The sequence below is a fragment of the Kitasatospora sp. NPDC048365 genome (assembly GCF_043200835.1).
GTDB classification, from domain to species: Bacteria; Actinomycetota; Actinomycetes; order Streptomycetales; family Streptomycetaceae; genus Kitasatospora; species Kitasatospora terrestris.
In genome coordinates this window covers 56191-73901 of sequence record NZ_JBICYJ010000012.1, presented here as the reverse complement: position 1 = coordinate 73901, position 17711 = coordinate 56191, and the positions used below count along the sequence as shown (strand labels likewise).

Here is a 17711-nt window from a genome sequence, read left to right as displayed (position 1 = left end):
CGGTCGGGTGAGCGGGGCGAGAACGCCGCGAGGGCGGCCCCCGTCGAAACGGGGACCGCCCTCGTGGACGATCAGAACTCGCCGATCCCGGAGGATCAGAAGTCCATGTCACCGCCCGGCATGCCGCCGCCGGCGGCCGCGGAGGCCTTCTCCGGCTTGTCGGCGATGACGGCCTCGGTGGTGAGGAACAGGGCCGCGATGGAGGCGGCGTTCTGCAGCGCGGAGCGGGTGACCTTCGCCGGGTCGATGATGCCCTGGGCGATCAGGTCGACGTACTCGTTGGTCGCGGCGTTCAGGCCGTGGCCGGCGGGGAGGTTGCGCACCTTCTCCACCACGACGCCGCCCTCGAGACCGGCGTTGGTCGCGATCTGCTTGATCGGGGCCTCGAGCGCCACGCGGACGATGTTGGCACCGGTGGCCTCGTCGCCGTCCAGCTCCAGCTTGTCGAACGCGACACCGGCCTGCAGCAGGGCGACGCCACCACCGGCGACGATGCCCTCCTCGACGGCGGCCTTGGCGTTGCGGACGGCGTCCTCGATGCGGTGCTTGCGCTCCTTGAGCTCCACCTCGGTGGCCGCGCCGGCCTTGATGACGGCCACGCCGCCGGCCAGCTTGGCGAGGCGCTCCTGGAGCTTCTCGCGGTCGTAGTCCGAGTCGCTGTTCTCGATCTCGGCGCGGATCTGGTTGACCCGGCCGGCGACCTGCTCGCTGTCGCCGCCACCGTCGACGATGGTGGTCTCGTCCTTGGTGATGACCACCTTGCGGGCGGTGCCCAGCAGGTCGAGGCCCGCGTTCTCGAGCTTGAGGCCGACCTCCTCGGAGATCACGGTGCCGCCGGTGAGGATGGCGATGTCGCCGAGCATGGCCTTGCGGCGGTCGCCGAAGCCCGGGGCCTTGACGGCGACGGACTTGAAGGTGCCGCGGATCTTGTTCACGACCAGGGTCGACAGGGCCTCGCCCTCGACGTCCTCGGCGATGATGACGAGCGGCTTGCCGCTCTGCATGACCTTCTCCAGCAGCGGGAGCAGGTCCTTGACCGAGGAGATCTTGGAGTTGGCGATCAGGATGTACGGGTCCTCGAAGGAGGACTCCATGCGCTCCAGGTCGGTCGCGAAGTACGCGGAGATGTAGCCCTTGTCGAAGCGCATGCCCTCGGTGAGCTCGAGCTCCAGACCGAAGGTGTTGCTCTCCTCGACGGTGATGACGCCTTCCTTGCCGACCTTGTCCATGGCCTCGGCGATGAGCTCGCCGATCTGGGTGTCGGCGGCGGAGATGGAGGCGGTGGAGGCGATCTGCTCCTTGGTCTCCACGTCCTTGGCCTGGGCCAGGAGCTGGTCGGAGACGGCGGCGACGGCCTTCTCGATGCCGCGCTTGAGGGCCATCGGGTTGGCGCCGGCGGCGACGTTGCGCAGGCCTTCCTTGACCAGGGCCTGGGCGAGCACGGTGGCGGTGGTGGTGCCGTCACCCGCGACGTCGTCGGTCTTCTTGGCGACCTCCTTGACGAGCTCCGCGCCGATCTTCTCGTAGGGGTCCTCGAGCTCGATCTCCTTGGCGATGGAGACACCGTCGTTGGTGATCGTGGGGGCGCCCCACTTCTTCTCCAGGACGACGTTGCGACCCTTGGGGCCGAGCGTGACCTTCACTGCGTCGGCAAGCTGGTTCATGCCACGCTCAAGGCCGCGGCGGGCTTCCTCGTCAAAGGCGATGATCTTGGCCATCAGAAGTGGTCCTCCGGGACACGGTCGACTGCTCGGACCAAGGGGTGCCCGCGACGGACGGCCCAGCGAGCGGGGGTCTCGTCCCCTACCGCTCCCGAGGCCTCACCGACCCGGTCCGCTTATCACTCTCACACTGTGAGTGCTAACGCCAATGATTAGCACTCTGGGGTGGCGAGTGCAAGCCCGTTCGGCAGATGTCCCGGGCATGCCGCAGGCCCGCACGGACGAGCCGTGCGGGCCTGCTGCGTGGTGCTGAGGGGATCAGGCCTCGGGCGAACGGACCATGTCCGCCTGCGGACCCTTCTGCCCCTGCGAGATCTCGAACTCAACCCGCTGGCCCTCTTCGAGGGTGCGGTAGCCGTCCATCTGGATCGCGCTGTAGTGGACGAACACGTCCGCACCACCGTCGACCGCGATGAAGCCGTAGCCCTTCTCGGCGTTGAACCACTTGACGGTGCCCTGAGCCATTCCGAACTCCCCTAGTGCTGTGCTGGCCCTTCACGGACCCGCACGCCGCGGGCCCAAGGTCTGAAGGCCGGCCTGGGGAACCCCCCCGGAGGCAAGCCTTGTCGCGGCTGAATGTATCCGGATAAGTGCCCTCTGCAACAGGGTCAACTTCCGGGAAATCACCGTCCCCGACAAGGGATATGACGGGATGAAAGCCGCATCCACGGCAATTCACAGGGGACATAACGGACCGATCACCGCATATCCCTCGGAGAATCCTGACGACGACCTGACAGGATCGGGGCCGCACTGTCCCAGGTCCGTCTCAGCGGCCGGACAGGCCCTGCGTACCCGACCCGCGACGGGCCGCGCAGAGTGCGGGCGTTCGCACTCTATACCTCCCGACGTGCGGGAATTCCCGCGGGCAATGCCGAGAGCCGCCGTCCGGACCGGAAATCCAGGTTCCGGCCCCGACGGCGGCTCTCAGGCGCTAATGGGCGAGTGACGGTGGCTCAGCAGCCGCCGGCCACCGCGGGGATGATCGAGACGGACGCGCCGTCCTTGATCTCGGTCGCCAGGCCCTCGGCGAAGCGCACGTCGTCGTCGTTGACGTAGACGTTGACGAAGCGGCGCAGCGCGCCGGCGTCGTCCAGGATGCGGGCGGAGATGCCGGTGTGGTTGGCCTCCAGGTCCGCGATCACGGCGGCCAGGGTGTCGCCCTCGGCGGTGACCTCGGCGGCGCCGCCGGTGTAGGTGCGCAGGATGGTCGGGATGCGGACGGTGGCGCTCATGCGGGCACTCCTTGGGTCGAGCGGGGGGCGGCGAGGGGGCAGGTCAGGCGGTGGCGAGGCCGGCGGCGCGGAAGGACTCCAGCGACGGCTTGATGACGGCGGTCATCCCGGCGTCGGAGACGGCGTCCAGGGTCTTCAGGCCGTCGCCGGTGTTGATCGCGACGGTCTCCTTCGACGGGTCCAGCTGACCCGTCTCGACCAGCTTCTTGAGCACGCCGACGGTCACGCCGCCCGCGGTCTCGGCGAAGATGCCCTCGGTGCGGGCCAGCAGCTTGATCGCCTCGACCACCTGGGCGTCGGTGACGTCCTCGACGGCGCCGCCGGTGCGGCGGGCGATGTCCAGCACGTACGGGCCGTCGGCCGGGTTGCCGATCGCCAGCGACTTGGCGATGGTGTTCGGCTTGACCGGGCGGATCACGTCGTGGCCGGCCTTGTACGCGGCGGAGACCGGGGAGCAGCCCTCGGCCTGGGCGCCGAAGATCTTGTACGGCCGGTCCTCGACCAGGCCGAGCTTGATCAGCTCCTGCAGGCCCTTGTCGATCTTGGTGAGCTGGGAGCCCGAGGCGATCGGGATGACGATCTGCTCCGGCAGCCGCCAGCCGAGCTGCTCGCAGATCTCGAACGCCAGGGTCTTGGAGCCCTCGCCGTAGTACGGGCGGAGGTTGACGTTGACGAAGCCCCAGCCCTCGCCGGCCGGGTCGCCGATCAGCTCGGAGCAGAAGCGGTTCACGTCGTCGTAGTTGCCGTCGATGCCGACCAGCTCGCCGCCGTAGACACCGGCCATCACGACCTTGCCCTGCTCCAGGTCGTGCGGGATGAACAGGCAGGACTTGAAGCCGGCCCGGGCGGCGGCCGCGCCCACCGCGCCGGCCAGGTTGCCGGTCGAGGAGCAGGAGAGGGTGGTGAAGTCGAAGGCGCGGGCGGCCTCGATCGCGCAGGCGACCACCCGGTCCTTGAAGGAGTGGGTCGGGTTGCCCGAGTCGTCCTTGATGTGCAGCTGCGCGGTGAAGCCCAGCTCGCGGCCCAGGTTGTCGGCCTTGACCAGCGGGGTCCAGCCCGGGTTCAGGTTCGGCTTCTCGGCGACGTCGGCCGGGACGGGCAGCAGCGGCGCGTACCGCCAGATGCTGGTCGGACCGGCCTCGATCCGCTTGCGGAGCTCCTCGGCCTCGTACGAGCCGTAGTCGTAGGCGATCTCCAGCGGGCCGAAACACTCCAGGCACGCGAAGCTCGGGCCGAGCGGGAAGCGGGTGCCGCACTCGCGACAGGACAGCGCGGCGGCGGGGCCGAGGTCGACGGACGTCGAGGGTGCAGGGGTAGCGGTAGCCATGATGGCGGAGGCCTCTCTCCTCATCTTCCCCATGGCGCGGGCGCGCCACAGGACGGAATTGGCACCTGGTCCCGCGGGGGCCTGCGAAAGCCGCGCGGGAGGGTTGCCGGGACTTCAACGGGCCGTTCCCTCAGTCCCTCTGGATGAGCTCTGTGAAGTTGTGGTCATGCGCTGCGGGCGACCCCGGCGTGCGAAGGTCTGATCGCAGTACGAAGACTGTATCCGAAGGCCCGGACGGCGACCGCATACCGTCCGACACCCGAGACAGACCCGACGAGGGAGTGAGATCTTGCCCGCCGAGCATGACCTGGGGGTCCTCCCGGAGGTGGCCGACTGGCTGCGCCGCCGCTCCTGGACGGCCGCCGACCGGCCGCTGGAGCAGCTGCTCGCCGCCAAGCGCGCCGCCGGGGCGGCCGGCACCGTCAGCGTGGTGCTGCCCGCCCTCGACGAGGAGCCCACGGTCGGCGAGATCGTCTCCGCGATCCGCACCGAGCTGATGGAGAAGGCGCCGCTGGTGGACGAACTGGTGGTGGTCGACTCCGGTTCGGTGGACCGCACCGCCGAGACCGCCGCCGCGGCCGGCGCCCGCGTCGTCCACCGGGACGCGATACTCCCCCGGATCCCCGCCGAGACCGGCAAGGGCGAGGTGCTCTGGCGCTCCCTGCTGGTCACCTCCGGCGAGATCGTCTGTTTCGTCGACGCCGACCTGCGCGAGTTCGACCCCGCCCTGGTCCCCGGGATCGTCGGGCCGCTGCTCACCGATCCGGCGATCCAGCTGGTCAAGGCCATGTACGACCGGCCGCTGGAGACGGACGGCGCGGTCGTCCCGGCGGGCGGCGGACGGGTCACCGAGCTGGTCGCCCGGCCGCTGCTCAACCTGCACTGGCCGCAGCTGGCCGGCTTCGTCCAGCCGCTCGGCGGCGAGTACGCGGCGCGCCGCTCGCTGCTGGAGCGGCTGCCCTTCCCCACCGGCTACGGCGTCGAGCTCGGCCTGCTGGTCGACGCCCTCGACGAGGTCGGCCTGGACGCCCTCGCCCAGGTCGACGTGGGCGTCCGGCACCACCGCCACCAGGACGGCCAGGCGCTCGGCCGGATGGCCGCCACCATCTACCGCACCGCGCTGGAACGGCTCGACCGCACCCACCGCCTCAAGGCCTCCACCGACCTGGTCCGCCCGCAGCTCACCCAGTTCACCCGCACCCCGGCCGGCTTCGCCCCGCACACCCACCCGGTCGGCGCCACCGAACGCCCCCCGATCACCACCCTCCCCGAGTACCGCCGCAACCGCCGAGCGGGCTGAACCCGTGATCGGTCGCCGGGTGCCCGCCGCGTCGAGTGGTTTGTACCGGCCGGTGCCCGGCAAGGTTGGCTGTATGGCCGATCTCGCGTCCGAACGTTCGAACCAGTCCGGCTCAGCCCCGATCCTGGTGGCCTCCAACCGCGGGCCGGTGTCCTTCATCAGCGAGGACGACGGCACGCTGACCCTGCGCAGAGGCGGCGGCGGCCTGGTCTCCGGGCTGTCCGCGATCGACGACCCGTCCGCGGTCTGGGTGTGCGCCGCGCTCTCCGAGGCCGACCGGCAGGCCGCCCGGCAGGCACCCGACGGGCGGCTCGACCTGGCCGGCCACGACGTCGGCGGGCAGGCCGTCCGGATGCTGGACATCGACCCGGGCACCTTCGCCCGCGCCTACAACGGCGTCGCCAACTCCACCCTGTGGTTCGTCCACCACCTGCTGTACGACACCCCGACCACGCCGAACTTCGACGACCGCTTCCGCCGGGAATGGGAGTCGTACACCGCCTACAACGCCGCCTTCGCCGAGGCGCTGGCCGCCGAGGCGGCCCCCGGCGCCGCCGTCCTGGTCCAGGACTACCACCTGTCGCTCGCCCCGGCCCTGCTCCGCGCGCTCCGACCGGACCTGCGGATCGGCCACTTCTCGCACACCCCGTGGGCCCCGCCGGAGTACTACCGGCTGCTGCCCGACGACGTCGCCGCCGCCGTGCTCACCGGCATCCTCGGCGCCGACCGGGCCGGCTTCCTGACCAGGCGCTGGGCGCTGGCCTTCGCCGACTGCTGCGAGAGCGTGCTCGGCGCCGAGGTCGACCGCGAGGCACTCACCGTCACCCACGACGGCCGCACCACCGCGCTCGGCGTGCACGCCCTCGGCGCGGACGCCGACTTCCTGCGCGAGCGCGCCCACCGCGCCGACGTGGACGCCCGGCTCGCCGCCCTGCGCGAGGCGGTCGGCGAGCGCAGCACCGTCGTCCGGGTCGACCGCACCGAGCTGAGCAAGAACATCGTCCGCGGCCTGCTCGCCTACCGGCACCTGCTGCGCACCCGGCCCGAGTGGCAGGACCGGGTGGTGCACATCGCCTTCGCCTACCCCTCCCGGCACGACCTGCCGGAGTACCGCGAGTACACCGCCGCGGTGCAGCGGATCGCCCACGAGATCAACGACGAGTTCGGCACGGCGACCTGGCAGCCGCTGATCCTGCACGTCAACGACGACTTCCCGCGCTCGCTGGCCGCCTACCGGCTGGCCGACGTGGCGCTGGTCAACCCGATCCGGGACGGCATGAACCTGGTCGCCAAGGAGATCCCGGTGGTCTCCGACGGCGGCTGCGCGCTGGTGCTGTCCCGGGAGGCCGGCGCCTTCGCCGAGCTGGCCGAGGACGCGATCACCGTCAACCCGTACGACGTGATCGCCACCGCGGACGCGCTGCACGCCGCGCTCACCATGCCCGCGGCGGAGCGGGCCGACCGGACCAAGCGGCTGGCCGCCGCGGCGACCGCGCTGCCGCCGCAGCAGTGGTTCCTGGACCAGCTCGCCGCGCTCTGACCGGCCGACCCGCCCCGACCTGCCTCAACGCGCCCGGATCAGCTCCGCCAGACCGCTCAGCAGCTCCACCACGCCGGCCGGGCCGGGCACCACGACGTCCGCCCGGTCGGCGAGTTCGCGCACCGGCGGCTCGCCGGTGACCGGCCCGCTGCACACCAGCAGCGCCGGCAGGCCCTCGGCCCGCCGCCGCTCGACCGCCGCGTACGCGGGCAGGTCGCCGAGGTCGTCCCCGGCGTAGACCACCGGGCCCGGTCCGCGCTCGGCCAGGTAGCCGGTGAGCGCGGCGCCCTTGTCCACGCCCGGCGGGCGCAGCTCCAGCACCATCCGGCCGGGCTCCACGATCAGCGCGTGCCGCTCGGCGAGCTCCGCCAGCGGGGCGCGCAGCAGGTCCAGTGCCGCGTCCGGGTCGGCGGTGCGGCGGGTGTGCACGCCCAGGGCGCGGCCCTTGTCCTCCACCCAGGTGCCCTCGGGCGCGCCCGCCCGCGCCAGCACGGCGGGCAGTTCCGCCCGCGCCCCGGCCACCCCCGGGTGCACCTCCGGCGCCACCACCTCGCCGGTGGCGGCCTCCCAGCGCTCGGCGCCGTACTGGCCGAGCACGGTGAGGCGCTCCAGCCCGGGGACGTCCGCCAGCCCCCCGTACTCCACCGCCACCGCCGCCGGCCGGCCGGTCACCACGACCACCGAGTCGACCAGCGAGGCGAGCGCGGCCAGGGCGGCCGCGACGCCCGGGTGCGCCCGCGCCGATGCCGGGTCGGCCACGATCGGCGCCAGCGTCCCGTCGAAGTCCAGTGCCACCACCGTCCGCGACGGCTGCGCCACCACTCCGGCCACCCCGTCCCGCCCGGCAGCCGTCATGCCCTCAGGAATACCCATGCACCCGACACTAAGCCCGGAGGGCTGTCCTCCGGGCCGCGGTCGGGGCCTACCGGCTCCGGCGCTTGGCCTCTCTGACCCGCCGTAGGCGGTTGACCAGGACGGGGTCGTGGGCGAGCGCCTCCTCGCGGTCGAGCAGGGCGCCGAGCAGCTGGTAGTACCGGGTGGCCGAGATTCCCAGCTCCTCCCGGACCGCCCGCTCCTTGGCGCCCGTCGTCCGCCACTGCCGCGCCTCCAGCGCGAGCACGGCGAGGTCCCGCTCACTCAGCCCAGCCATGGGCCGAGCCTATCGCCGGACCTTGCCCGCCTCGGCGGCCGCCACTCCCTGCAGGTCGGCCAGCGCCTTGTCGCCGTCGGGCCGGACGGCGGCACCGATCTTCTGCTTGACCAGCACGCTGACCTTGTCCCACGAGGGGTCGCCGAGCGGGTAGAAGTTGGCGTTCGGCAGGGCGTTCAGGAACTCGCTCAGGTCCTGGTGGTTGCCGCTGCCGGTCATCTCGGCGCGGGTGTCCTGGGTGACGGGCAGCAGGTTGTACTGCTCGTCGAACTTGAGCGTGTTCTCCTTCTGGTAGACGAAGTTGAGGAACTTCTTGATCTGCGCCTTGTGGCCGTTGGCCTTGAAGGCCATGATCCAGTCGGCGACGCCGAGGGTGCTGGGCTTGGCCGCCGCGTCCCGGCGCGGGATGGCGGCCGTGCCGTAGTCGATCTTCGAGTCGATCGCCTTGCGGACCAGTCCGGGGTGCCCGTTGAGCATGCCGACCTTGCCGGCGGCGAAGTCGGCGAACGCGGTCTTGCGGTCGACCGTCCCGGGGTCGGCGTAGGTGAGCTTCTTGTCCACCAGGTTGGTCCGCAGCCAGCCGAAGGTGGCCCGGTTCTGCGGCGAGTCGATGGTGTAGTTGCCGGCGTTGTCGGCGAGCGAGCCGCCGCCGCTCATGGTCCAGATCATCGACTCGCCCTGGGCCTCCTCGGGCCCGAGCGGCAGCGCGTACGGGGTGACCCCGGGCACCTTCGCCTTGATCAGCTCGGCGTCCTTGCGCAGCTCGTCCCAGGTGGTCGGCGGTGCGGTGATGCCGGCCTTCTGGAAGATCGCCTTGTTGTAGACGAACACCCGGGTGGAGGCGACGAACGGGATGCCGTACTGGCTGCCGAAGACCTGGCCGGCCTTGGAGAAGGCGTCCAGCATGTTGACCTGGGTGTCGATCGACAGCACGTCGCCGGCCGGGTAGAGGCGCTCGGCGGCGACCTGGTCGGCGTAGCCGCCGGTCTGCACGATGTCGGGCGTCTTGCCGGCGGCGATCAGTTCGCCGACCCGCTTGTCGATGTCGGTCCAGCTGACCGTCTCGATCTTGACCTTGATGCCCGGGGTGGCCGCCTGGAAGCGCTGGACCACGTCGTCCCAGTAGTGGCTGGTGCTGTTGGCCTCGTTGTCGCCGTAGTCGGCGGCCACCATCCGCAGGGTGACGTCACCGCCGTCGCCGGTGAGCGTGCCGCATCCGGCGAGCAGCAGCGAGCCGGCGAGGACGCACGGGAGCAGCACAGATCTGTTCAAAAGAACCGCCTCACGGGAAAGGTAGCGGCGGCCACCCTCCCAGCCGGGCTCCTAGTGGTCCAGACCTGTAATGCGGGAAGTTATCGAAGTGTCAGTCGACGTTGCATCAGATGCAACGCACCGGTCACGCGATGATCACCTCGACGCCGGCCTCGGTGAAGGCGTCGGCGAGCTCCTCGTCCACGCCCTCGTCGGTGACCAGGGCGTTCACCTGCTCGACCCCGCAGATCCGGGCGAAGGCGCGGTGGCCGAGCTTGGAGGAGTCCGCCGCGACCACCACCCGCCGGGCACGCTCGGCCAGCAGCCGGTTCACGCTGGCCTCGCCCTCGTGGTGGGCGGTCGCGCCGTGCTCGACGTCCAGCGCGTCGACGCCCAGCACCGTGATGTCCAGGGCGAGTTCGCCGAGCACCAGACCGGCCAGCGGCCCGATCAGCTCGTACGACTGCGGCCGGGCGACGCCGCCGGTGACCACGATCTTCACCTGCGGGCGGACGGTCAGCTCGTTGGCGATGTTGAGCGCGTTGGTGACCACCGTCAGGCTCTGGCCGGGGCCGCCCTCGGGCCGCTCGGTGAGTTCGGGGCGCACCGCGAGCGCCCGGGCCACCTCGGTGGTGGTGGTGCCGCCGTTGAGCCCGACCACCTCGCCGGGCGAGATCAGGCCGGCGACGGCGGCGCCGATCCGCTGCTTGGCGTCCGCGTTGCGCGCGGTCTTGTAGCGCAGCGGCAGGTCGTAGGAGACGTTGTGGGCGACCGCGCCGCCGCGGGTGCGGGTGACCATCTGCTGGCGGGCCAGCTGGTCGAGGTCGCGACGGATGGTCGCGGCGGAGACGCTCAGCGCCTCGGCGGCCTCCTCGACCTCCAACTTGCCGTGCTCGGTCAGCAGTTCCAGCAGTGCGTTCCACCGCTCATACCTGGACACGGGCGTCGCCCCTCCTGCGCACTCACCGCGCGGGACCGCGCGAAACACGCACAGCTTTGCACATGCGACCCCGCGTCCGCCCCGGTTCCGAGCGCCACATCCCCCACCCATTGCGCAATCGTGCTCGAAACAGCTATAAATCAATCAGCTTTACGCAGCTTTGGATCTCACCCGAGGGAACCGCGAAGGAGCCCGCACCCATGCCGCACCCCTCTCTGACCGGCGAGGAGATCGCCACCCAGCCCGCCGACTGGCGCACCGCGGCCGCCCAGGCCGTCGCCTCGGCCGCCGACCTGCCACAGCGCGGCGAGCGCGTGGCCGTGGTCGGCTGCGGCACCTCGTGGTTCATGGCGCAGGCGTACGCCGTGCTGCGCGAGACCGGCGGCCACGGCGAGACCGACGCCTTCGCCGCCTCCGAGTTCCCGGCCGGCCGCGCCTACGACCGCGTGCTGGCGATCACCCGCTCCGGCACCACCACCGAGGTGCTGCGACTGCTCTCCGAGGTGAAGGCGCCGAGCACCGCGATCACCGCGTGCGTCGACCAGCCGGTCGCCGCGGTCGCCGACCGCCTGGTCGACCTGGGCTTCGCCGACGAGCGCTCGGTCGTGCAGACCCGCTTCGCCACCACCGTGCTCGCCCTGCTGCGGGCCCACCTGGAGCTGGAGGGCGCGCTGCCCGCCGGGGTGGGCAGCGCGGCCCGGGCGGCGCTGGACGCCGAGCAGGCGGTGGCCTGGCAGGTGCCGGCCGAGCTGCTGGCCTGCGAGCAGTTCACCTTCCTCGGCGCCGGCTGGACCAACGGCCTGGCCCAGGAGGCCGGGCTGAAGATGCGCGAGGCCGCGCTGGCCTGGACCGAGGCGTACCCGGCGATGGAGTACCGGCACGGTCCGATCTCGATCACCGCCCCGGGCCGCGCGGTCTGGTCGCTGGGCGAGCCGCCGCAGGGCCTGGCGGACGACATCGCCGCGGCCGGCGGCCTGCTGGTGGCCGGTTCGGGCACCGGCGGCCTGGACCCGCTGGCCGACCTGGTCCGGATCCAGAAGCTGGCCGTCGCGCTGGCCGAGAGCCGGGGGATCAACCCGGACCAGCCGCGCAACCTGACCCGCTCGATCATCCTCGGCTGATCCACCCGATCGGTAAGGATTGTTGTCCAAGGATCCGCAAACCGACCAGGAGCTACCACAACAGGACGAAAATCACCTCCCTGGAATAGACCAATCGAGCAACTGGACTAGACCTCTCCGACCGGCCAAGGGAAACTGTCCCCCGTGAAGCACGTCATCGCACTCGATGTAGGCGGCACCGGCATGAAGGCCGCGCTGGTCGCCCAGGACGGCTCCGTGCTGTTTGAAGCACGCCGACCGACCGGGCGGGAGCACGGCACGGAAGCCGTCGTCGCCACCATCCTCGACTTCGCCGCCGACCTGGCGGACGAGGGCCGCGCCCGCTTCGGGTGCGCGCCGCTCGCCGCGGGCGTCGCCGTGCCGGGGACGATCGACGAGAAGAACGGGATCGCGGTCTTCTCCGCCAACCTCGGCTGGCGGGACCTGCCGATGCGCAAGCTGCTCGGCGAGCGCCTCGGCGGCCTGCCGGTCGCCCTCGGCCACGACGTCCGCTCCGGCGGGCTGGCCGAGGGACGGATCGGTGCCGGCCAGGGTGTCGACCGCTTCCTGTTCATCGCGCTGGGCACCGGCATCGCCGGCGCCATCGGCATCGGCGGACGGATCGAGGCCGGCGCCCACGGCTACGGCGGGGAGATCGGCCACGTCGTGGTCCGCCCCGGCGGCCCGAAGTGCGGCTGCGGTGCCTCGGGCTGCCTGGAGACGCTGGCCTCGGCCTCCGCGGTCTCCCGGGCCTGGGCCGAGGCCAGCGGCGACCCGGACGCGGACGCGGCGGCCTGCGCCGCCGCGGTCGACTCCGGCGACCCGCGGGCGCTCGCGGTCTGGCAGAACGCGGTGGACGCGCTCGCCGACGGCATCGTGCTGGCCCAGAGCCTGCTCGACCCGTCGACGGTGATCGTCGGCGGCGGGCTGGCGGAAGCCGGTGACACGCTCTTCACGCCCCTGCGCGCCGCGGTGTCGGAGCGGCTGACCTTCCAGATGCCCCCGAAGGTCGTACCGGCCATGCTCAAAGACACCGCCGCATCCCTCGGCGCGGGTCTGCTCGCCTGGGATCTGCTCTCCATGGAGGTGACCGCGTGACAACCGCGGACCGCAAAGCATTCGCCGGAGCCCGTCTGGTGCTGCCGGGTGGCGTCGTCGACCACGGCCGGATCTCCGTCGAGGGCTCGCGCATCGCGGGCCTCGGCGGCGAGCCGGAGCCGGGCGACCTCGACCTCACCGGGTACACCGTCGTTCCTGGCTTCGTCGACCTGCACGTGCACGGCGGCGGCGGCGCCTCGTACGCCTCCGGCATCGCCGAGGAGGCGCTGACGGCGGCGCGCACCCACCTCGCGCACGGCACCACCACCACCATCGCCTCCACCGTCACCGGGGAGATCGACGAGGTGTGCCGGCAGGCCGCGGTCCTGTCCGAACTGGTCGAGGACGGGGTGCTGGCGGGCATCCACTTCGAGGGGCCGTTCATCTCGCACAACCGGTGCGGCGCCCACCGCCCCGACCTGCTGCGCGACCCGGACCCGGCGCTGGTGCGCAAGCTCGCCGACGCCGCCCGCGGCCACGCGAGGATGTTCACCCTCGCCCCCGAGCTGCCCGGCGGCCTGGAGTCGGTCCGGATGCTCTCCGACCTCGGCATCATCGCCGCCGTCGGCCACACCGACTCCGACTACGACCTGACGCTCGCCGCGGTCGACGCCGGCGCCACCGTCGCCACCCACCTGTTCAACGCGATGCCGGGCATCCAGCACCGCGCGCCCGGCCCGATCGTCGCCCTGCTGGAGGACGAGCGGGTCACCGTCGAGCTGATCAACGACGGCATCCACCTGCACCCCTCGGTGCTGGAGCTGGCGTACGGCACGGCCGGCGCCGAGCGGGTCGCGCTGATCACCGACGCCATGGGCGCGGCCGGGATGGGCGACGGGCTCTACCCGCTCGGCCCGCTCCAGGTCCGGGTCGAGAACGGCGTCGCGCGGCTGGTCGAGGGCGGCTCCATCGCCGGCTCCACCCTCACCCTCGACGTCTCGTTCCAGCGGGCCGTCAACGTCCTGGGCCTCTCGCTGAACCAGGCCGTCACCTCCCTGTCCACCGTCCCGGCGCGGCTGCTCGGCCTGTCGGACTCCATCGGCTCCCTGGAGGCAGGCAAGAACGCCGACCTCGTCGTGCTCGACTCCGAAACCCTCGACCTCGTCGCGGTGATGCGCCGCGGCGAGTGGATCGTCGGCGCGGACCGCCTCACCAGGGCCCACGCGGCCTGAGCCCTCCCCGTCCTGCCGGGAGGGTGAGCAGCGGATTCACCTGCGCCTCGCTACTCACCTTCCCGGGGACACCCATGCCTCTCGCCCGTACCTCCGAGCTGCTCGCCGGCGCCGTCGCCGCCCGCACCGGACTGCCCGCCTTCAACGTCATCACCCTGGAGCACGCCGAGGCCATCGCCACCGGCGCCGAGAACGCCGGCACCCCGGTGATCCTCCAGATCAGCCAGAACGCCGTCGGCTTCCACGGCGGCCGGCTGCTGCCGATCGCCCGGGCCTGCGCCGAGGTGGCCGCCGCCGCCCGCGTCCCGGTCTCGCTCCACCTGGACCACGTCGAGGACCTCGACCTGCTGCGGGCCGCGCCCGCCGCCGGCTTCTCCTCCGCGATGTTCGACGCCTCGCACCTGCCGCACCACGAGAACGTCAAGGCCACCGCCGAGGCCGCCGACTGGGCGCACCGGCACGGCCTGCACCTGGAGGCCGAGCTGGGCCGGGTCGGCGGCAAGGACGGGGCCGCGCCGCTGTCCGCGCACGCCCCCGGCGCCCGGACCGACCCGGACGAGGCGGCCGCCTACGTCGCCGACACCGGGGTGGACGCGCTGGCCGTCGCGGTCGGCTCCTCGCACGCGATGACCGCGCGCACCGCCTCCCTCGACCACGGCCTGATCGGCCGGCTGGCGGCCGCCGTGCCGGTGCCGCTGGTGCTGCACGGCAGCTCCGGCGTGCCGGACGGCGAGCTGGCCGCGGCGGTCGCCGCCGGCATGGTGAAGATCAACATCGGGACGGCGCTCAACCTGGCCTTCACCCCGGCCGTCCGGGCCCACCTGGCCGGCGACCCGGCCGTCACCGACCCGCGCAAGTACCTCGACCCGGGCCGCCGGGCGATGGCCGCCACGGTGGCCCACCTGGCCGGGGTGGTCACTTCGTCGGGTAGGAGTTGACCGCCATCCCGGTCAGCGCCACCTGGTCCAGCAGGACCGAGCCGCCGCTCCCGGCGGGCAGGGACACCGTGAGGGTGTTCGTGCCCGCCTGCAGCTGCGGCCATATGTTCGTGGAGAACCAGGCCTGGGCCGGGTCGGTGTTGCCCTTCGAGTAGTTCTTGAAGGTGACGCCGCCGTCGCGGTCCTGCCCGTTGACGGCGACCGCCGCCTGCAGGTCCCCGCCGGTGTTGTTGAAGTGCAGCCAGAACTTGTACGCCCCGGCGGTCGGCACGCTCACCGTCCAGGTCACCGTGGAGCCCGGCTGCAGCGTGAGGTAGCCGCCGTCCGCCGAGACCGCGCCCTTGACCGTGTTGCCCGGGGCGGCACCCTGCGCCTGCAGCTTGCCGGCGTCGGCCACCGGGTCGGTCGAGGCCGTGGCGCTCGCCGAGGCGGACGCGGAGGCCGAGGCCTGGGGGCTGGGCTGGGCCGGGGCGCTGGAGTGCCCGCCGCCGCTCGCCGACGGCTTGCCGTCCGGGTCGCCGGTGGACAGCGCGATGCCCGCGCCGATCGCTATGGCCGCGACCACCGCGACCGCGCCGATCACCGTGGCCTTGCCGCGCCCGCCGCCGGGCCGCTCCTCGCCGGGCTGCGGCCGGGAGCGCTCGGCGTACCGGGACTGCTGCGGCACCGCCATGGTGGGCGCCTCCGCCGGCGGCGCCGGCCGGGCGTACGCCGGCTGCGCGGGCCGGTCGTAGCTGGCCCGTCCGACCTCCATCGGGCGGCTGTAGGAGCTGCGCGGGCGGTCGCCCGGCGCCTCGCCCTCGGCGGGGCGGTACAGGTACGCGAAGGGGTCCTCGTCGCCCGCGCTCTCGGGCGCGTCGTTGCTGCCGGCCGTGGTCACGGTCAACTCCCCAGTCCTGGACGCTCGTACCCAGGGCACCCTACCTGCCGTCCCCGACGGCAGGAAAAGCCGGTCAGCGCGGCGCTTAGCCCGCTCGGCGGTGTGAACGCTCCCCCCGCGCGCCCCTCACCGCTCCTCCACGCGCCCGCTTCTCGTCGTACATGCGCTCGTCGGCCGCGTGCAGCACCTCGTCGATGGACATCCCGCAGCCCGCCCAGCCGATGCCCAGGCTGACGCCGACCCGCATCGCCCGGTTGTCGATCCGCATCGGCGGGATGATCGCGTTGCGCAGCCGGCCCGCGAGGTCCTTGGCCTCCTCGCGGCCGATGCCGTCGGCCAGCACCACGAACTCGTCGCCGCCCATCCGGGCCACCGTGTCGCCCTCGCGGACGACCTGCTGGAGCCGCCGGGCGACCTCGATCAGCACCGCGTCGCCGGCGTTGTGGCCGAAGCGGTCGTTGACCGACTTGAAGCCGTCGAGGTCGCAGAAGAGCACCGCCAGGCCCTTGTCGGACGGCGGCGGCCCGCCGCGCCGGCCCCACAGCTCGCTGCCGGGCCCGTCCGCCGGGACCACCGCGTGCACGTGGTCGGCCGGGGAGCCGCTGTAGCGCAGCACGTGCCCGGCGGCGAACGCCTCCCGGTCGCGGTCCAGGGCGTCGTCACGGCCCGCGTAGCCGTGCGTGGAGGGCCCGGGCACCGCCAGGCCGTCGTAGGCGCTGTGCGCGCTGTAGGAGGCGCCCTGGTAGCCCTGCGGGGCCACCGCGGGCGGGCCGGCGGGGGCGGCGTGGGCGCCGTGCCCCGGGTGGCTCCCGTGGCCGCCGTGCCCCGCGTACGCCGGTTCGCCCGCCGGGGCGCCGCCGCCGACCGGCTGCGGCAGGTTGCACAGCCGCCGGCCCAGCCGGGCCCGCAGCTCGGCGCCGTTGGGCAGGCCGGTCAGCGCGTCGTGGCTGGCCCGGTGGGCCAGCTGCAGCTCGTGCCGCTTGCGGTCCTCGATGTCCTCGACGTGGGTGAGCAGGAAGCTCGGGCCCTCGGTGGCGTCGGCCACCACCGAGTTGCGCAGGCACACCCACTGGTAGCCGCCGTCCCGGCGGGACAGCCGCAGCTCCGCGCGGCCGCCCTCGGCACTGGTGCGGCGCAGCAGTTCGAGGTCGTCGGGGTGGACCAGGTCGGCGAAGCGCTGCTGGCGCAGGGTGGCGCGGGGGCGGCCGAGCAGCCGGCAGAGCGCGTCGTTGACCCGGGTCAGCTGGCCCATCGCGTCGCCGTGCAGCTCGGTGATGGCCATCCCGCTGGGCGCGTACTCGAACGCCTGCCGGAAGCTCTCCTCGCTGGCCCGCAGCGCCTGCTGCTCCTTCTCCAGCCGGGCCAGCGCGCGCTGCATCTCGGCCCGCAGCCGGGCGTTGCCGATCGCGATCGAGGCCTGCAGGGAGAACATCTCCAGCGCCTCGCGGGTCCAGGCGCCGGGCCGCTTGCCGCTGCGCGGGCGGTCCACCGAGAGCACGCCGAGCAGGTCGCCGCCGGCGCTGTACATCGGGGCGAGCAGGACGTCCTGCGGGTGCCAGTCGTTGGAGTAGACGGGCAGCGGGCCGTCGCCGGTCCACACCGGGATGTCGGTGCCCACCGCCCAGCCCCGGTCGAAGGGGAGGAAGCGCAGGGTGCCCCAGTGGTCGCTGACGCTCAGCATCCGCTCCCAGGACTCGCGGGAGCCGACCTGGCCGAGCAGCACCGCCGGCCCGCCGAACGCGCTCTCCTCGATCTCCCAGACCGCCGCCACCACCAGGTCGCCGTCCGGCCGCACCAGGCTGACCGCCGCCGCGTCGAACCCGAGCCCGTGCACCGCGCCCTCGACCACCGCCTGGAGCGTGCCGGCCAGGCTCCGGGCAGCGTTGAGGTCCGCCACGACCCGGTGCAAGGTGCGGAGGGTCGCGAGGCGGACGTAGGGCTCCGACTCGGCTTCCATGCGGGGGCTCCCCGGCTGCTTCGGATAGGTCTTGATGGTTATCGTCCGATTGCCAGAAGAACTGAATCACAGGGAGCACTGCGATCGGCACGCTCGGTCAGC

The 17711-nt window shown here is 72.7% G+C and carries 16 protein-coding genes and 1 riboswitch; of the genes, 6 read left to right on the top strand and 10 right to left on the bottom strand.

Features of this window, described 5'->3' with window-relative positions; genetic code table 11:
- Positions 1–95: 95 nt before the first annotated feature.
- From groL to thrC, 4 genes are all read right to left on the bottom strand, one after another.
- Entirely contained in the window at positions 96–1718 is a 1623-nt protein-coding gene (groL, locus tag ACGFX4_RS14825) for a chaperonin GroEL (RefSeq protein WP_393073309.1), read from the bottom strand.
- A 261-nt stretch (positions 1719–1979) separates the two neighbouring features.
- On the bottom strand, positions 1980–2186 hold the full coding sequence (locus ACGFX4_RS14820) for a cold-shock protein (protein ID WP_345698532.1): 207 nt from the start codon (positions 2184–2186) through the stop codon (positions 1980–1982).
- Positions 2187–2677: 491 nt separating this feature from the next.
- Positions 2678–2956, bottom strand: a complete 279-nt coding sequence (locus tag ACGFX4_RS14815) for a MoaD/ThiS family protein (RefSeq protein WP_345698531.1) — start codon at positions 2954–2956, stop codon at positions 2678–2680.
- A 43-nt stretch (positions 2957–2999) separates the two neighbouring features.
- A complete protein-coding gene (thrC, locus tag ACGFX4_RS14810) occupies positions 3000–4283 on the bottom strand; it encodes a threonine synthase (protein WP_393073306.1) in 1284 nt (427 codons plus the stop codon).
- A 17-nt stretch (positions 4284–4300) separates the two neighbouring features.
- Positions 4301–4433: riboswitch (SAM riboswitch) on the bottom strand.
- A 139-nt stretch (positions 4434–4572) separates the two neighbouring features.
- Here thrC and ACGFX4_RS14805 point away from each other — a divergent pair.
- Both ACGFX4_RS14805 and ACGFX4_RS14800 read left to right on the top strand, forming a co-directional pair.
- On the top strand, positions 4573–5583 hold the full coding sequence (locus tag ACGFX4_RS14805; protein WP_393073304.1) for a glucosyl-3-phosphoglycerate synthase: 1011 nt from the start codon (positions 4573–4575) through the stop codon (positions 5581–5583).
- A 73-nt stretch (positions 5584–5656) separates the two neighbouring features.
- The gene (locus tag ACGFX4_RS14800; protein ID WP_393073302.1) at positions 5657–7123 is read left to right on the top strand and encodes a trehalose-6-phosphate synthase; all 1467 of its coding nucleotides are present in this window, start codon (positions 5657–5659) and stop codon (positions 7121–7123) included.
- A 24-nt stretch (positions 7124–7147) separates the two neighbouring features.
- Here the strand turns inward: ACGFX4_RS14800 and otsB are convergent, their stop codons facing one another.
- The 4 genes from otsB to ACGFX4_RS14780 all read right to left on the bottom strand — a co-directional run bounded on the left by otsB (position 7148) and on the right by ACGFX4_RS14780 (position 10464).
- Positions 7148–7996 carry a trehalose-phosphatase gene (otsB, locus tag ACGFX4_RS14795; protein WP_393073300.1) on the bottom strand — a complete coding sequence of 283 codons (849 nt, stop codon included), beginning with the start codon at positions 7994–7996 and terminating at the stop codon, positions 7148–7150.
- Between the two features lie 49 nt (positions 7997–8045).
- On the bottom strand, positions 8046–8273 hold the full coding sequence (locus ACGFX4_RS14790; protein ID WP_393073298.1) for a DUF3263 domain-containing protein: 228 nt from the start codon (positions 8271–8273) through the stop codon (positions 8046–8048).
- A 9-nt stretch (positions 8274–8282) separates the two neighbouring features.
- The gene (locus ACGFX4_RS14785; protein ID WP_393073296.1) at positions 8283–9545 is read right to left on the bottom strand and encodes an extracellular solute-binding protein; all 1263 of its coding nucleotides are present in this window, start codon (positions 9543–9545) and stop codon (positions 8283–8285) included.
- Positions 9546–9669: 124 nt separating this feature from the next.
- Complete coding sequence (locus ACGFX4_RS14780; protein WP_393073294.1) at positions 9670–10464, bottom strand: DeoR/GlpR family DNA-binding transcription regulator; 795 nt, start codon at positions 10462–10464, stop codon at positions 9670–9672.
- A 200-nt stretch (positions 10465–10664) separates the two neighbouring features.
- On the opposite strand from ACGFX4_RS14780, the gene ACGFX4_RS14775 reads away from it, so the two are divergent.
- The 4 genes from ACGFX4_RS14775 (at position 10665) to ACGFX4_RS14760 (ending at position 14772) form a co-directional block, all read left to right on the top strand.
- Positions 10665–11585, top strand: coding sequence for an SIS domain-containing protein (locus ACGFX4_RS14775; protein ID WP_393073292.1), 921 nt, complete (start codon positions 10665–10667; stop codon positions 11583–11585).
- Between the two features lie 144 nt (positions 11586–11729).
- Positions 11730–12662 carry an ROK family protein gene (locus tag ACGFX4_RS14770; RefSeq protein ID WP_393073290.1) on the top strand — a complete coding sequence of 311 codons (933 nt, stop codon included), beginning with the start codon at positions 11730–11732 and terminating at the stop codon, positions 12660–12662.
- On the top strand, positions 12659–13834 hold the full coding sequence (gene nagA / locus ACGFX4_RS14765) for an N-acetylglucosamine-6-phosphate deacetylase (protein ID WP_393073289.1): 1176 nt from the start codon (positions 12659–12661) through the stop codon (positions 13832–13834). Before ACGFX4_RS14770 ends, nagA begins: the two co-directional genes overlap by 4 nt.
- A gap of 74 nt (positions 13835–13908) precedes the next feature.
- A complete protein-coding gene (locus ACGFX4_RS14760) occupies positions 13909–14772 on the top strand; it encodes a ketose-bisphosphate aldolase (RefSeq protein ID WP_393073287.1) in 864 nt (287 codons plus the stop codon).
- Here ACGFX4_RS14760 and ACGFX4_RS14755 read toward each other — a convergent pair.
- Entirely contained in the window at positions 14750–15658 is a 909-nt protein-coding gene (locus ACGFX4_RS14755) for a hypothetical protein (RefSeq protein ID WP_393073285.1), read from the bottom strand. The genes ACGFX4_RS14760 and ACGFX4_RS14755 overlap by 23 nt on opposite strands.
- Positions 15659–15737: 79 nt before the next feature.
- Positions 15738–17609: a diguanylate cyclase domain-containing protein gene (locus tag ACGFX4_RS14750; RefSeq protein WP_393073283.1), complete on the bottom strand. Its 1872-nt coding sequence runs from the start codon at positions 17607–17609 to the stop codon at positions 15738–15740.
- Positions 17610–17711: the final 102 nt, after the last annotated feature.

Excerpts from the sequence above, each read along its gene's own strand:
- groL (WP_393073309.1), bottom strand. The coding sequence starts at position 1,718 with ATGGCCAAGATCATCGCCTTTGACGAGGAAGCCCGCCGCGGCCTTGAG.
- ACGFX4_RS14820 (WP_345698532.1), bottom strand. The coding sequence starts at position 2,186 with ATGGCTCAGGGCACCGTCAAGTGGTTCAACGCCGAGAAGGGCTACGGC.
- ACGFX4_RS14815 (WP_345698531.1), bottom strand. The coding sequence starts at position 2,956 with ATGAGCGCCACCGTCCGCATCCCGACCATCCTGCGCACCTACACCGGC.
- thrC (WP_393073306.1), bottom strand. The coding sequence starts at position 4,283 with ATGGCTACCGCTACCCCTGCACCCTCGACGTCCGTCGACCTCGGCCCC.
- ACGFX4_RS14800 (WP_393073302.1), top strand. The coding sequence starts at position 5,657 with ATGGCCGATCTCGCGTCCGAACGTTCGAACCAGTCCGGCTCAGCCCCG.
- otsB (WP_393073300.1), bottom strand. The coding sequence starts at position 7,996 with ATGGGTATTCCTGAGGGCATGACGGCTGCCGGGCGGGACGGGGTGGCC.
- ACGFX4_RS14790 (WP_393073298.1), bottom strand. The coding sequence starts at position 8,273 with ATGGCTGGGCTGAGTGAGCGGGACCTCGCCGTGCTCGCGCTGGAGGCG.
- ACGFX4_RS14775 (WP_393073292.1), top strand. The coding sequence starts at position 10,665 with ATGCCGCACCCCTCTCTGACCGGCGAGGAGATCGCCACCCAGCCCGCC.
- ACGFX4_RS14760 (WP_393073287.1), top strand. The coding sequence starts at position 13,909 with ATGCCTCTCGCCCGTACCTCCGAGCTGCTCGCCGGCGCCGTCGCCGCC.
- ACGFX4_RS14750 (WP_393073283.1), bottom strand. The coding sequence starts at position 17,609 with ATGGAAGCCGAGTCGGAGCCCTACGTCCGCCTCGCGACCCTCCGCACC.